At 54.4% G+C, this 14,829-nt stretch carries 14 protein-coding genes; 6 read left to right on the top strand and 8 right to left on the bottom strand.

All coding sequences use genetic code 11. From position 1 onward, the window contains the following. Window positions 1-13: 13 nt before the first annotated feature. From ACXPVS_RS06170 to ACXPVS_RS06150, 5 genes are all read right to left on the bottom strand, one after another. Window positions 14-1,084 (bottom strand): sugar phosphate isomerase/epimerase family protein, encoded by a 1,071-nt coding sequence (locus ACXPVS_RS06170; protein ID WP_458509134.1) that lies wholly within the window; start codon window positions 1,082-1,084, stop codon window positions 14-16. Window positions 1,085-1,194: 110 nt separating this feature from the next. Further along, the gene (gene pdxR, locus ACXPVS_RS06165; RefSeq protein WP_458509133.1) at window positions 1,195-2,700 is read right to left on the bottom strand and encodes a MocR-like pyridoxine biosynthesis transcription factor PdxR; all 1,506 of its coding nucleotides are present in this window, start codon (window positions 2,698-2,700) and stop codon (window positions 1,195-1,197) included. Window positions 2,701-3,049: 349 nt separating this feature from the next. Next, window positions 3,050-4,021: a copper resistance protein B gene (locus ACXPVS_RS06160; RefSeq protein WP_458509132.1), complete on the bottom strand. Its 972-nt coding sequence runs from the start codon at window positions 4,019-4,021 to the stop codon at window positions 3,050-3,052. A gap of 12 nt (window positions 4,022-4,033) precedes the next feature. Then, window positions 4,034-5,866: a copper resistance system multicopper oxidase gene (locus ACXPVS_RS06155; RefSeq protein WP_458509131.1), complete on the bottom strand. Its 1,833-nt coding sequence runs from the start codon at window positions 5,864-5,866 to the stop codon at window positions 4,034-4,036. Between the two features lie 177 nt (window positions 5,867-6,043). Next, the gene (locus tag ACXPVS_RS06150) at window positions 6,044-6,250 is read right to left on the bottom strand and encodes a co-regulatory protein PtrA N-terminal domain-containing protein (protein ID WP_458509130.1); all 207 of its coding nucleotides are present in this window, start codon (window positions 6,248-6,250) and stop codon (window positions 6,044-6,046) included. Between the two features lie 265 nt (window positions 6,251-6,515). Between ACXPVS_RS06150 and flgB the strand changes: the two genes are divergently transcribed. Beyond that, on the top strand, window positions 6,516-6,926 hold the full coding sequence (flgB, locus tag ACXPVS_RS06145; protein WP_458509129.1) for a flagellar basal body rod protein FlgB: 411 nt from the start codon (window positions 6,516-6,518) through the stop codon (window positions 6,924-6,926). A 32-nt stretch (window positions 6,927-6,958) separates the two neighbouring features. Here the strand turns inward: flgB and ACXPVS_RS06140 are convergent, their stop codons facing one another. The 3 genes from ACXPVS_RS06140 to ACXPVS_RS06130 all read right to left on the bottom strand — a co-directional run bounded on the left by ACXPVS_RS06140 (window position 6,959) and on the right by ACXPVS_RS06130 (window position 10,431). Then, complete coding sequence (locus ACXPVS_RS06140) at window positions 6,959-9,283, bottom strand: heavy metal translocating P-type ATPase (protein WP_458509128.1); 2,325 nt, start codon at window positions 9,281-9,283, stop codon at window positions 6,959-6,961. A 93-nt stretch (window positions 9,284-9,376) separates the two neighbouring features. Then, the gene (locus ACXPVS_RS06135) at window positions 9,377-9,913 is read right to left on the bottom strand and encodes a cupredoxin domain-containing protein (protein WP_458509127.1); all 537 of its coding nucleotides are present in this window, start codon (window positions 9,911-9,913) and stop codon (window positions 9,377-9,379) included. Between the two features lie 164 nt (window positions 9,914-10,077). Then, window positions 10,078-10,431 carry a co-regulatory protein PtrA N-terminal domain-containing protein gene (locus ACXPVS_RS06130; protein ID WP_458509126.1) on the bottom strand — a complete coding sequence of 118 codons (354 nt, stop codon included), beginning with the start codon at window positions 10,429-10,431 and terminating at the stop codon, window positions 10,078-10,080. Between the two features lie 204 nt (window positions 10,432-10,635). Here ACXPVS_RS06130 and ACXPVS_RS06125 point away from each other — a divergent pair, with 204 nt between their 5' ends. The 5 genes from ACXPVS_RS06125 to ACXPVS_RS06105 all read left to right on the top strand — a co-directional run bounded on the left by ACXPVS_RS06125 (window position 10,636) and on the right by ACXPVS_RS06105 (window position 14,821). Further along, window positions 10,636-11,325, top strand: a complete 690-nt coding sequence (locus ACXPVS_RS06125) for a heavy metal response regulator transcription factor (RefSeq protein WP_458509125.1) — start codon at window positions 10,636-10,638, stop codon at window positions 11,323-11,325. Beyond that, the gene (locus ACXPVS_RS06120; protein ID WP_458509124.1) at window positions 11,322-12,710 is read left to right on the top strand and encodes a heavy metal sensor histidine kinase; all 1,389 of its coding nucleotides are present in this window, start codon (window positions 11,322-11,324) and stop codon (window positions 12,708-12,710) included. The genes ACXPVS_RS06125 and ACXPVS_RS06120 overlap by 4 nt, the downstream gene beginning before the upstream one ends. Window positions 12,711-13,079: 369 nt before the next feature. After that, window positions 13,080-13,463, top strand: coding sequence for a copper homeostasis periplasmic binding protein CopC (gene copC / locus ACXPVS_RS06115; RefSeq protein WP_458509123.1), 384 nt, complete (start codon window positions 13,080-13,082; stop codon window positions 13,461-13,463). 3 nt (window positions 13,464-13,466) lie between these two features. After that, complete coding sequence (copD, locus tag ACXPVS_RS06110; RefSeq protein ID WP_458509122.1) at window positions 13,467-14,405, top strand: copper homeostasis membrane protein CopD; 939 nt, start codon at window positions 13,467-13,469, stop codon at window positions 14,403-14,405. A 74-nt stretch (window positions 14,406-14,479) separates the two neighbouring features. Further along, window positions 14,480-14,821 (top strand): hypothetical protein, encoded by a 342-nt coding sequence (locus tag ACXPVS_RS06105; RefSeq protein WP_458509121.1) that lies wholly within the window; start codon window positions 14,480-14,482, stop codon window positions 14,819-14,821. Window positions 14,822-14,829: the final 8 nt, after the last annotated feature.

Here is a 14,829-nt window from a genome sequence, read left to right as displayed (position 1 = left end):
CGGGTCGTCAGGTTCAGGCGTTGGCAGGGGTGGCCAGGGTCAGCTCGGCCAAGGTGCGCAATTCGGCCAGCAAGCTACGGACATAGGCGACCTGGTTGTTCGCCCAGCGGTGTTCGTCGCTCAGCATTCGCTCGAGCGAGTAGCCGTTTGGGAGCAGCGTTTCACTCATTTCCCGGTAAGCAATGAAGGGATCGGCCGTTTCAAGGCTCTGGCGGAAGGCCGGGGCCACGTAGTGGTTTTCCTGCTCGAGAATGAATGCGATCACCTGTGGGGTTGCTTCGCCCAGCATCAGCAGCTCGAACAGCATGCGGGCACTGGGCAGATCGTCCTCGTCGCTGCCTTGCAATACGCCGTAATGGCCGAAACCGTTTTGTTCGGGGACGATGCGCACACCCTTGAGGTGAGTCTGGCGGATGTGCGGCGCCAGGTTGCGCAGGGCCTGCAGGGGCTGTTCGCAGGCATTGATCATGTTGCCGAAGTCGAACAGAGCATGCAGGCGAGGGTGGTTGAGGCGGTTGAGCAGTTGCGCGATCTCGCCGCTCTTGAGTTCTTCATGCTGCTCGAAGTCAAAGTACAGATCGTGTGCGTCGGCCTGTTGCGCGAGGTAGTACAGGTCGGTCTCGATCACGTCCATGACCCGCGACAGCGTGCCCTCGTAACGTGAGTAAACACGGATGTTGCACACCCCCAAGGCCCTGGCGATGGCAATCACCTGATCAACATCCTTTTTCAGCGTGCTGCTGATTTCCAGGTGCACATCCAGCCCCAGTGCTTTGGCCTTGGCGGCAAACGCCTGGAGCTGCGCGGGTGACATTTGGCTCAGGCTGTTTTCCTCGCCGTCGAGCAAGTGCAGGCTCAGGCCTTGCAGCTCGTGACGATAGGCGAAGTCCAGCAGGTCGGCAGGGGTGACACGACCGTGGGTAAGGTTGGTCAGTAGCGGGTAGGCGTGGGCAAACAGGCGCAATTGCCCGAGACGCTCAAGCAACCGCCGGGCCAGTGCGTCCGTCAGCACGGGAACAGGCCCGTGCTCGACCACCTTATGGCTCAGCAAAGCGTTGAATCGTTCCTGGATCTTATTGTTCATTAGAGTCGTTCCTGGTTCAGACACCGGGTCTACCGGCGCAGCCTTTATCGCGCCAGTCAGGAACTCTCGATAGATCCATTATCAGTTAATTGATAAGACCACTTGCCTCATCAAGTGGTCGGCGGCAGATAACCCAATGTGCGCAAGGCCCGGGCCAGCGCCTCGACACGCTCCCTGGCCTGGTTTTCAGGCGTGCCGGCAAAGCCGATCAACAGGGCAGGCGGCAGGGCATGCTTGATGCGGTAGTCGCTCAAGGCGTAAGTGTGGATGTGGTGCTGGGCCAGTTGCCGGGCGATGTCAGCGTCACTGAGTTCGGGGGGCAGCCAGGCAATCAGGTGCATGCCAGCCTCTGTGGGAGTGATCTTGAAGAAGCTGCCAATCTGCTTTTCAAGTTGTTCGATCAATGCCTGCTGGCGCGCCTTGTACAGCGCACGCATGCGGCGGATGTGCCCCAGGAAGTGGCCTTCGCCCATGAAATCCGCCGTTGTCGCCTGAAGCAGAGTGGGCGGACTGCGATCCATGACCGCGCGCAGGGTGCAAAAGGGTTCGACCAGGGCCAGCGGCAGAATCACGTAACCCAGTCTAAGTGACGGAAAGAGAACTTTGCTGAACGTTCCAACGTAGATCACCCGGGCCATCTGGTCCATGGCATACAGCGCCGGGAGGAGGCGGCCACTGTAGCGAAACTCACTGTCGCAATCGTCCTCGATGATCCAGCTCTGATGCTGCGCAGCCCAGTCGATGAGTGCCTGGCGCCGCGCATAACTCAAGGTGACACCCAAAGGATGCTGGCGCGAAGGCGTACAAAACACCAGGCGAGCATCAGGGCACTCAGTCATGCCTTGCTGGACATCGATCCCCTGTTCATCGATACGCAACGCAATCACCTGAGCCCCCTGGGCCTGCAACGCGATGCGCGCGGCGATGTGGCCCGGGTCCTCCATCCAGACGCTGTCCTGCGGATTGAGCAGCAGCATGCCCAGCAGGTTGAACGCTTGCTGCGCGCCGGAAACGATCACCACTTGCCCGGCCGTGCAGTCGATGCCTCGCGCATCGAAGACGTATTCGGCAATCGCTGTGCGGAACGCCTGCAAGCCTTGCAGCTCGCCATAACCCAGAATGGCCTTGGTTGGCTTGAGCAGATGACGGTTCATCAGGCGCCGCCAGATTGCCTGCGGGAATGCGTCATAGGTGCTGTGGCTGGGCAGGAAGGAGGTCGGGGTCGCGGGGTCCCAGTCGGCATAGGACACCCCGCGAAAATGATCGCTGCGCAGCGACAGCATCGACTGGCTCAGGTCGGACAGGCGCGGTGGCTGTCGCTGTTGCTCGTCCTCCATCCCCCGGCTTTCCCAATCACTGCCGACATACGTACCGGCGCCAGTGCGCGAGGCCAGAAAACCTTCGGCAATCAACTGGTCGAAAGCATTGAGAATGGTAATCCGCGACAGCCCCAACTCGTTGCTTAAGGTCCGGGTCGACGGCAGGCGCACGCCCCCCTGGATTCTGCCGTTGAGTATCTGTTTGCGAATCTGCAGATACAGTTGGCGGTACAGGGGAATGGTACTGGCGCGGTCCAGCTCGATGGCCGACAGCAGCAAACCTGCAGGGTATTTCATGACATGCTCGTCTGGGGAAAGGGGATCTGCCCCGCAAACCGTCAGGCGACGGGAAGGTAAGGGTATCGAGCGATACCCGATAAGTCATCCGTCTGGCGTTGTTGTCCGGCGCAATCCGGTCGCCAGAGACCACTGAACAGGTCGATGAAAAAGCCAGGCCTCACTCGCCGCTTGGTTAAGTGGCAGGCACGCAGTTTGCTGTCGATGGCCAGGTTGAAGAGAGCCAGATCCGTCTTTTTCGCAAGCTGGAGTCTTATGTTCACTTCATCCTGAGAAGGTGCTGAGGCCACCTCATGGGCATGGGCGCTATTTGATGCCCAGCGGCAGCCCCTTTTTGGGCCTCAGGCCCTCAAAACCACATCCGAATACCGGCGACAAATCGCGCCTCGTTCGCATCCTCTCCTTCATCGCGGGCCAGGTCTGCCGTATTGCCGTAGGAGCGGCTCCAGCTAACCCCGATGTAAGGGGCAAATTGGCGAACAATCTCATAACGCAATCGGAGCCCTACTTCGGTGTTTGCCAATCCAGAGCCAATGCCGCGCTGAGGATCATTTTTTCCGTAAAAATTGGCTTCGGCCGTCGGCTGCAAGATCAGGCGATTGGTCAGCAGAATGTCGTAGTCGCCTTCCAATCGAGCAGCGGTTTGACCGTTCTCACCGATGTAGGCAGTCGCTTCGGCTTCAAAGTTATAGAGCGCCATGCCCTGAATACCGAGCGCACCCCATGTTTGGGGCGACCCAGGCTTGAAGTCTTGTCGTACGCCGGTGACGACGTCCCACCATGGACCGATGGAGTGCCCCCAAAGTGCTGAGAGTTCAGCGCTTTCCGTTACGCCATTGGTACGTTCGCCTTCCGAGCGCAACCACAGGCGATCCACGTCGCCGCCGATCCATCCTTCCGCATCCCAGGCCAATGCACTGCCGTTGTCAGCATCCTGGTATTCAAACTTATCCAGCAGCATGAAGGCGTTGAGCTTTTTGTCGTGGACACCATGGCCAGCAACCTCTGGAAAGGCGGCTGCACGGTCAGCGTCGGTCAGTACGGGGACCGGGGTTCGACTGGTGGTAGTCGCCCCTCCATCCATACTGTCCATTCCGGCCATTTGGCCGTCATCCATACTCATCTTGCTGTGATCCATTGACCCGTGATCGGGCTTTGACTCGTTTGGCGCCGTTACAGGCTTGCTCGTCGCGTTCGCAGGAGTAGCAGGTGAATGATCACTACTGTCTTCGACTGCCAGCGCCACGGATGGGAGTCCACTCATCAAGCCGACGGTAAAGAGGCAACCGACCAGCGATTTACGATTTAGGTATGTGCTCACAGATCTTCTCCTTTACTCATCAACCCGTACTTCACGGAACATACCCATTTCCATATGGAAAAGCAGGTGGCAGTGATAGGCCCAGCGACCTAAGGCATCAGCGGTGACTCGATAGCTGCGCTTGGTACCTGGTGGCATGTCGATTGTGTGTTTGCGCACCATGAACTTACCGTTCTCATCTTCAAGGTCGCTCCACATGCCGTGAAGGTGGATGGGATGGGTCATCATGGTGTCGTTCACCAGGGTGATGCGAAGACGCTCCCCATACTTCAGACGAAGCGGCTCGGCGTCAGAAAACTTGATTCCGTTGAAGGACCACGAAAATTTCTCCATGTGACCGGTCAGATGAAGCTCAATGGTGCGATTGGGTTCGCGACCGTCAGGGTCTTGGAACGTGCTTTTCAGATCGGAGTAGGTGAGCACTCGACGACCATTGTTCCGCAAACCGATGCCTGGATCGTTTAGCTTAGGCGTTGGGTCCATGGTCTGCATATCAACCAAGGGGTTGTTGGTTTCGGAGGCTGGGTGAGTCTGCATCTCGCCACCCATACCGCCCATCCCTGCCATCTTGCTGTGGTCCATGCCGGCCATGTTAGTCATGTCACCGCTGTCCATCCCGGTCATCCCGGTCATGTCACTTTGGTCCATGCCCGACATCTTGCTGTGGTCCATACCAGCCATACCAGCCATACCAGCCATGCTGCCATGGTCCATGCCCGCCATACCGCCCATTCCCATGTCATCCATGGTCAACAGTGGCCGAGGATCGATTGCAGGTACCTGTGCCTTTAATCCTTCGCGAACTGCCAAGGTTCCACGTGCATAACCGGTTCTATCCATGGACTGGGCGAAGATGGTGTAAGCCTCTTCGCTGGCAGGTTCTACGATCACGTCATACGTTTCTGCCACGGCGATGCGCAATTCATCGACGCTGACTGGATTGACATGTTGGCCGTCAGCCGCCACAACGGTCATTTTCAAACCAGGGATGCGGACGTCGAAATAGCTCATGGCCGAGCCGTTGATCAAGCGCAGGCGCAGCTTCTCGCCTGGCTTGAAAATACCGGTCCAGTTACCGTTAGGCGCCTGGCCATTCATGAGATAGGTGTAAGTATCGCCACTGACGTCTGCGAGATCAGTGGGGTTCATCTTCATTTCAGCCCACATCTTCCGGTCGGCCACGGCAGCAGACCAACCTTGCTTGCTGACGTCGTCGATAAAGTCGCCCACGGTACGTTTGTGGTGGTTGTAGTAGTCCGATTGCTTCTTGAGCTTGGCCATGACGCGACCAGGATCTTCATCGGTCCAGTCAGTCAACATCACCACATAGTCGCGGTTGTATTGAAAAGGCTCAGGTTCTTTCGAGTCGATGACGATTGGACCGTAAACGCCTGCCTGCTCCTGCAAACCAGAGTGGCTGTGGTACCAGTACGTACCGTTCTGATGCACCTTGAATTTGTATTCGTACATGCCATCAGGTGCAATGCCATGGAAACTCAAACCCGGTACACCGTCCATGTTGGCTGGCAGAATGATCCCGTGCCAATGAATGGAGGTGTCCTGCTCCAAGCGGTTTTTCACACGCAGTGTGACCGTCTCGCCTTCGCGCCAGCGCAGCAAAGGGCCGGGCAACGAACCATTAATGGTCATGGCCGTGCGCGGCGAGCCAGTTATGTTTACAGGGGTTTCACCAATAAACAGATCAAACTCGTTACCGGTGAGAACGCTCGGCAGACCAGGACTGGTCACTGCCCATACAGGCGTGCGCCACAGACCAAGGCCGCCGAGAATGCCACCAGCGGCCAGGCCTTTAACGAATGTCCGCCTAGAGGTTTTGGAATGCATGCCGTTTATATCCAATCAGTCAAAAGGGAAGCCGTGCGAAACAACCAATGAGTTGCCCGGATGAGCTTCGCCCACCGTCAAAAAAACGAACACTTACGGCAAGCGAGCTCAGAAATTGCCACATTTGAACCACTACAGTGATTACATTTCTGTCAGCTTGGGGGCGTAGCAAGCTATTCAGCAATTCTTGTGATCCATCGCGTTGGCTTGGCTGTCTGCGATGGGAGGTTGGGTGCTTTGTTGTTGGGCTACTTGATACGATTCCATCGAATTATTCCTGGCCGCTTCCATACGTGCGAATGCCCGGTCACCACCGCCTTCAGCCATTGCCAACGAAGAGACGGTCAGGGCTGCGAGGGCGAACAAAGTTTTGATGGGGTTCATTTGAGTTTCCTCGGAATATATGGGTAACCCCCGAATCCATATCAAGTGATGATTCTTAGGGGAGAGCTTAAGGCTCAATAGGACTATAAAACTCATCCCCTGTCAGGAACCTTAGGCCAATATTACAGTTGTGTCAGGTTGCGATATTTCTCTTGAGGAATACGCTATTTAATCCGTAAGGTCTCGATCTTCCAGCGTTGCACCACTTGATACTTAAGTGCTCAACGTTCATGGGCAGTAGTAGCGTTGCTGAGGGTGATTGAGTGTGAGTATTAATTTTGAGAAAGCGCTAGGTAACGCTGAAAGAGCGTTAATTTATCGTGGTCAAAGAGCTGAGGTCCTGAGTAATAATATCGCAAACGCTGATACGCCGAACTTCAAGGCCCGGGACTTAGATTTTTCTACAGTGCTTGCCGGCCAGACAAAAGATACGCCTGCTACTGCGTTTTCTTTGAAAACAACAAATGTAAAACACATTGCCGAAGAATCAGCAGGTGATATTGATGGAGGGGCTTTGCTTTACAGTACGCCGGCTCACTCTGCCATTGATCAAAATACTGTCGATCAGCAGGTCGAGGTCGCAAAGTACACCGAAAATGGAATACGTTTCGACGCCGCTTTTACTCGGTTGAATGGCGCATTCAAAGGTTTGCTCAAAGCTCTGCGAGGTGATTAGTAGTGCAAGGGGTTGCGAGCGGTCATTGGGGCTCAGTCAATTCGGGTATTCCTCAGTCTCAATGCATTGAAAACTACCGATGCAGAACTGACGCTCATGGCTATGGCAGCGATCATAGGCGACAGGAGGTGTCCCGTCAGTGGATAGAGCAAGCCTGCGGCAAGGGGAATACCCATCGAGTTGTAAAGAAAGGCGAAACCCAAATTTTGCCGCATGTTTTTTACTGTTGCGACCGAAAGAGCCCTTGCTCGTAAAATCCCCATCAGGTCGCCTTTTACCAGCGTGAGTTGCGCGCTATTCATCGCAACGTCGGTCCCTGTCCCCATGGCAATGCCCACATCTGCTCGCGCCAGGGCCGGTGCATCGTTGATACCGTCACCTGCCATGGCGACCTTCCGACCGTATTGCTGGAGGTCTGCGACCAGACGCTCCTTGTCCTGAGGCTTTACTTCACCGTGGACTTCATCAATCCCCATCTCCCTGGCGACAGCCCGAGCGGTGGTGAGCCCATCACCTGTAGCCATGATGATTTTGATGTCATCAGCCTTGAGCTTGATGACTGCTTCTTTGGAGGTCGGCTTAATTGGATCTGATACTGCCAACAACCCTGCCAATAGCCCGTCGACTGCGAGGTAGATGATGCTGATGCCGTCAAGTCGCAACACCTCTGCACGCTCTTGTAGGAGCTTGGTGGTCACGCCTGCGGTTTCCATCAACGCGGTGTTCCCCAGTTGGATTTTCTTGCCATCAACGATGCCACTGACCCCGATACCTGAACCAGACTCAAAGGATTCTGGCTTGGTGAGCTTAATGTTCTCGGTTCGGGCGTGATCGACGATGGCATGAGCCAAGGGATGTTCGCTGCCCTGATCTAAGCTGGCAGCCAGCTGCAGAACATCGTGGGGATTGAAACCGGGGGTGGCCTCCACACTGTGAAACACTGGCCGTCCCTCTGTCAGGGTGCCTGTCTTATCGACAATCAGCGTGTCGATCTTGCAAAGGTTTTCGATGGCACTGGCATCCCTGAACAGCACACCCATGCTGGCTGCTTTACCTGTCGAAACCATGATCGACATGGGTGTAGCAAGGCCCAACGCACAGGGGCAAGCGATGATCAGCACGGCGACAGCGTTGATCAGACCAAACACCCAACTGGGCTCAGGGCCAAAAAGCCCCCAACCGACAAATGTCAGTATCGCAATCGTGATAACACCCATCACAAAGTAGCCGGCAATCGAGTCGGCCATTCGTTGCATTGGTGCTTTGGAGCGCTGAGCTCGAGCGACCATCTGTACGATCTGGGACAGCATGGTCTCGGCGCCAACCTTCTGCGCCTCCATTACCAAGCTCCCATGTGTATTCAGCGTGGCGCCGATCAGGCTATCTCCAGCCCTCTTCATGACCGGCACTGGCTCGCCAGTGAGCATGGACTCATCCACCGCACTTTCGCCTTCCAGAACTGAGCCATCAACGGGCACCTTTTCACCTGGCCTGACCCGCAGATGGTCTCCAAGGTGAACATGGGTGAGAGGAATGTCTTCCTCCTGTCCATCGGCATTGATCCGGCGTGCGGTCTTGGGCGATAGACCGAGAAGGGACTTAATGGCGGCGGAGGTTTGCGATCGGGCTTTGAGCTCAAGAATCTGCCCAAGCAAGGTGAGCGAGATGATGACCGCGGCGGCTTCGAAGTAGACGCCGATACGTCCATCTTGCATGAAGGTGGCGGGAAAGCTTTGGGGAGAGAGCGTTGCCACGACGCTGTAAAGGTAGGCGGCGGCGGTACCCAAACCAATCAGAGTCCACATGTTTGGACTGCGATTTCTAATAGAGGCTATGCCCCTTACAAAAAAGGGCCAACCTGCCCATAAGGTCACCGGTGTCGCCAGAGCGAACTCGATCCAGTTTTGGATCGAACCATGGAGGAGTTGTAACGAGTGTCCCGCCATGGCGAGCACGGTCACTATCACGGTTAATGGTAATGACCACCAAAAGCGTCGGGCGAAATCCCGGAGTTCAGGATTCTCTTCTTCATCGAGCGCGGGCATGACCGGCTCTAACGTCATGCCACATTTAGGGCAGTTGCCGGGTCCGGGCTGGCGTATTTCCGGGTGCATCGGACAGGTAAACTCAGTGCCTGTTTGTACCGCAGACGCTGGAGTGGTGACGTGGGTTTTTGCGCTCGGATGAGTACCGTTGTAGCGTTCAGGATCCGCTCGAAATTTCTCCAGGCATTTCAGGCTACAAAATTGATATGTCTGTCCGTTATAAAGCTCGCCATATTTGCTTGGGGGCGTGACCGTCATTCCGCACACCGGGTCACGGGTGGTGTTTGCATCCGGATGCTGATGGTTATTCATGATCTAAACCCCACGGTGTAAGCGTTGCTGTGATCTCTGCGACACAGCGTAGCCAACTCCTGCGTCGAAGTGGTGTTAGCAGCCAACTCTGGCTTATTTCAGGTCAAACTGACCGACCATCCCCGATTGATAATGCCCCGGCACGTTGCAGGCAAACTGAAGCCCAGTGCTGTTGTTGAAGGTCCAGATCAGCTCTTGGGTTGCGCCAGGCTCAATCAGGATGCTGTTCGGGTCATTGTGCTCCATTGCGACCATCTTCATTCCGCCCATGCTGTGGCTCATACCGCTCATCGTTTTTCCGGTGCCAGTGGGGTTAAGCGTCCCGTTCTGGAACATCCTTGCCATTTCTTTTTGGTGCGCGGCATGAGCAGCGGCTTTGCCGATGTTGAACTCGTGCAGCATCGAACCCTCATTGCGAAGGACAAATCGAACGGTTTCACCAGGTTTTACGTCGATGCTTTCAGGCTTGAAGAAAATATCGCCCATCTTGACCTCCACCGTACGGGTAACCTCAGAGGCGACTCCAGGCTGGCCGATGTCCTCTTTCCCGTGCCCTGCGCTGGCCATCGCCGTAGCACCGAAGAGTAGAGTGATTGCTGCGATGACAGGGGTAACGAGCTTAGCTTTCATGGTGACCTCGAGAGTAAGTGTGGGAACACTGGCTATGCTAAAGACACGGAGCTGCCAGTTAACTGACCTGAGCACTACATTTCTGTCAGTTTCAAAAAAAACACGGCGTCCAGATGACGCCGCATTCCACAAGACTGTTCAAAAAGCTCTTTTTAGCGAGTTGTTCACTGGTGGTTCTCTGACAGCATCAATTTGTGCTCGCGCTGCATCTGGCTCAAAACGTCATCGACGATTTTGTCGTGCTTTTCCATCCAGGCGAGGTGCTGCTGAGGTGACATTGATGCGTCTGGATGATCTTGATGGAGCTGACTCATGAGCTCCCCCAGCATCTTCATATGCTCGGTCATGTGGACATGACGCTGTCCTTCAGGCGCTTTTTCTGCTTGTATCAGGACGGCTTCTGCCCTGTTGCGCAGGCTTTCCATACGCTCAAAGACCCGGTCTCCGCCACTTTCAGCCCATGCAGAAACCGAGACGAGTAGTGCGCTCACAAAAAACAGAGTTTTTAGGCGATTCATGGGGTAGCTCCTTAAGGAATTGTTTTCCGGCTCCCATGGGTTTAATGCTGCAGAGTCGGTCGAGCATTAGGAATACTCATGTTTGAACCCTAGACAGCGTTCGCTGACATCAACCTGAAGCCAATATTACTTTTCTGTCAGTTTCTGGTTGGCTGCCGGTTTTCGTTGCAGACTCCGCTTCATCATTATCTGAGAACGACCCTCATGAGACTTCTTGTCGCTGAAGACGAACCCAAAATAGGTATCTATTTGCAGCAAGGACTCATCGAGGCAGGGTTCAATGTTGATCGTTTTACCAATGGCAAAGAGGCGCTTCAACACGCGTTGAGCGAAGCCTACGATCTGCTGATTCTTGACGTCATGATGCCCGAGCTGGATGGCTGGGAAGTCCTTCAGAAGGTTCGTGCATCCGGGAAAGACGTTCCCGTGCTCTTTCTCACTGCGCGAGACCGCGTTGAGGATCGAGTGAAAGGACTTGAACTCGGGGCAGATGATTACCTGATCAAACCCTTCGCATTTTCTGAATTGCTGGCTCGCGTCAGAACATTGCTGCGTCGGGGTAACGGCGCTCCCTCGCAAACCTATATGAAGTTGGCTGATCTGGAGGTGGACCTGCTCAAACGTCGGGCCATTCGTGGAGGCAAGCGCATAGACCTTACGGCCAAAGAGTTTGCGTTGCTTGAGCTGTTGCTACGGCGTCGAGGGGAGGTGCTGCCAAAGTCACTTATCGCCTCCCAGGTTTGGGATATGAACTTCGACAGCGATACCAACGTTATCGAGGTTGCAGTGAGGAGGTTGAGGGCCAAGATAGATGACGACTTTGAGGTCAAGTTGATTCATACCTCAAGGGGAATGGGTTATATGCTCGACGCGCCTGATTCGGAGTCGGAATGAACCGAATGTCCCTGACGACCCGCATGAGTCTGATGTTCATGCTCGCGGTAACAGCCGTGCTCACGGTCGCCGGACTCAGTTTCAATAACCTCAGCCAGCATCACTTTAAGATGCTGGATCAGCAGGCATTGAACGAAAAGCTCCACTCGACCCAGAGAATTTTGTCCGGGTTGAACAGCATCGATCAATTCAGCGAATTTAAGCCTGAGTTGGAGGCGCTGCTGGGTGCTCACCGTGATCTGACTGCTCTAATAATCGATGGTGACGGCAAGCTGCTGTTTGCTGATCCCGGTCCGGTAGATGTTCCGAAGGAGTTCCGCACAACCTCAAACAACAACGTCTGGGAGTGGCGGAAGCAAGAGCAGATGTTCCGTGGAGTGACGGCACAAACTGTTGTGACGGGGCAAGACAAGCCGTTGACCGTCATATTGATCTTTGACGTTACTCAGCATATGTCCTTTTTCGAGACGCTTGCACGCTGGTTTTGGATCGGGTTGGTGATCAGCGCATTGGTCAGTGCTGCACTCGGCTGGATGGTAGCAAGCAGTGGCTTGCGGCCTATTCGTCAGGTCACGCGGGCCGCTGCCTCAATGTCAGCAAAATCACTCAAAGAACGCATCCCCTTAGCACCCGTTCCCAAAGAACTTCAGCAACTGGTGCTGTCGTTTAACGCCATGTTGTCCAGGCTCGACGATGCATTTGTCCGGTTATCGAACTTTTCCGCAGACATTGCCCACGAATTACGGACCCCCGTGAGCAACTTGATGACCCACACCGAAGTGGTGCTTTCAAGAAAAAGGAATATTGAGGACTACGAAGACAACCTGTACTCAAATCTTGATGACTTGAAGCGTATGAGTCGGATGATTGATGACATGCTTTTTCTGGCGAAATCTGACAACGGTCTGATCACACACGAGAACAAACCAATAGACCTGGTGGAAGTCGTGGAAAAACTGCTTGAGTACTACCGGCTTTTGGCTGATGAGCGAGGGATTGAACTCAAGGCTTCAGGAAGGGGCAGCGTCCGAGGCGATGTCCTTATGCTCCACAGAGCCATTTCTAACTTGCTCTCTAACGCGCTTCGCTACACCTCTGAAGGGAAGACGATCAGTGTCGAAATCCTCCAGAAAGAGAGGTCGGTATTGGTCGTCGTGGAGAACCACGGAGAACCCATTGCCCCCGAACATCTTGAAAAGCTTTTCGATCGTTTTTATCGCGTGGACCCAGCGCGGCGAGAGGGGAGTCCCAGCAACGCGGGGCTAGGTCTGTCGATTACTCGATCAATTATTGAAGCGCATGATGGCAAGATCTGGTGTACGTCATGTGACGGGAAAACAGCCTTTCATTTAGAGTTTCCAAGTGTTGACTTGAGGGTCAGCTGAGCAACGGCGCATTTGTGATCAACGGTGCACTCTCGGCCTGCACCCAGCGTCCACTTTCGTCATTTTTGAATGAGTGAAACCCCTGGTATCGCGGGCACGCGGTCTAGACTTTATGTCTCTCTACGCCCGCCAATTCGCGGTCAAACACCGCGTCAAGCTGACTGAAATGTAATCGAACGGTTTGCGTTCGTGTGGCATCGTGTTCTTGCACTGTGACGTTGGGGCCTGGTGAGTTTCTCGTGTTCAGCCTGCCCTAGAACACGGAGGCTACTAGCTAATCATCAGTGGTTTTAACAAGAATCGAAAAGTAAAAACTAGATATTCCCAAACAAACCTCGAATCAACAGCTTTTGCTGTGAGGAGTCTTGCATGTCATTCCTTAAAACGACGACCGTAGTAGTTGCACTTACCGCTGGTTTGCTTCTGAGTGCAGTTGCTCAAGCGCATCCAAAGCTCCTTTCTTCCACTCCGGCAGAAGGCTCGGATGCGGCGGCCCCTTCGAAAATTGAACTGCACTTTTCTGAGAGTCTCACCACTCAGTTTTCCGGGGCAAAACTGATCATGACCGATATGCCTGGCATGCCGAACTCCCCAATGGGTGTTAAGGCCGCCGTCGCTGGTGGCGGTGATCCGAAAACGATGCTGATTACACCGGCGGCACCTTTGACCACCGGTACCTACAAAGTCGAATGGCGCGCGGTCTCTTCGGACACTCACCCGATCACCGGCAACTTCTCATTTAAAGTGAAATGATTGATGAGCGACTCAATAAATATTGTGGTTCGCTTTGCTCTCTATTTCGACCTGATGTTGTTATTCGGATTGGCCATTTTCGGCTTGTACAGCCTCAGGGGAAAGGAAAGAGTATCGGGCACGGTCTTGAATTTTGAGTCGCTTCTTTACGGTACTTCTGTTGCAGGTGTAGCGCTCTCCCTTATCGCCATGTTGTTGCTTGCGAAAGCAATGAGCGGTGTGTCGGAATTTATGGAGCTACATCACCATATTTTTGAAATGGTCCTCATGGGGACCGACGTCGGGCTGACCTGGATGGTCCGAATAGCTGCCTTGGTGATGGCAATTATTGGCGTCGCGTTGAACAAGCGATTTCCGACACCCAGTCTCTGGATCGTCACCGTTTGCGGGGCGATTGCGTTGGCGACGTTGGCTTGGACAGGGCACGGCGCCATGGATGAAGGCAGCAGACGTTACTGGCATTTCATCACTGATATATTCCATCTTTTAGCCGCAGGTGGCTGGTTGGGTGCTCTATTGGCATTCGCACTATTGCTGCGGTTGACATCGCAAAAGGGCGAACAAGAAGCTCGAATTCTTGCACGGGTGCTGACTGGTTTTGAATCGGCCGGCGCTGTAATCGTAGTGATCATAACCATCACAGGCGTAGTAAATTACCTGTTTATCATCGGTCCAAATCTCGATGAAGTGATGCTCAGTACGTACGGTGTACTGCTGTTTTTGAAGATCCTGCTCTTTGCCGGGATGATCGTGTTAGCCACGCTGAATCGCTTTCACCTAAGTCCGGTATTGGAGCGGTCAGTTCGAAATGGAGAATACTCTGCCGCGGTCAATGCCCTGCGCCGCAGCATGACACTCGAATTTTCAATGGCCGTCATCATAATTTGTCTTGTCGCATGGTTAGGCACTTTAAGTCCGGAAATGGAAATGAGCGCGGAATAGAGGTTGGTGACAGCCGACTGAGGAGTCAAGAAGGTGAATTGTAAGGGCCACTTCCACCGGCTACACTCCCGCCCATGAAACGCTACCTACGCTTTTGCCTGATTTTCCTGATTAGCCTGGCGCTCCCCCTCAGCGGGATGGCGGGTGTTCAGGTGCCAACTGAACCTTGCCCCATGAAAACCATGGGCATGGCGATGATGGACGGCATGGGGCAAGACTGCTGCCAGGACATGAAAAGTCCCACCGAGCACGGCAAACCCTGTAAGTCAGGTCAGGAATGCAAGACTGGCAGCATGCTGCAAGTCTCCATCATCAAGTCTCCTATTACCTTATCCAGCCCCGTTGTACTGTCCTTCTCCCAGGATTCCCTTCCAGTACAAACCCCGTCAGGGGTATGGCGGCCGCCCCGCAATTGATTCCTGTA

This window comes from Pseudomonas sp. Ma2-10, assembly GCF_054330215.1.
The sequence above is the reverse complement of the archived record's forward strand: the minus strand, read 5'-3'. Positions and strand labels throughout refer to the sequence as shown.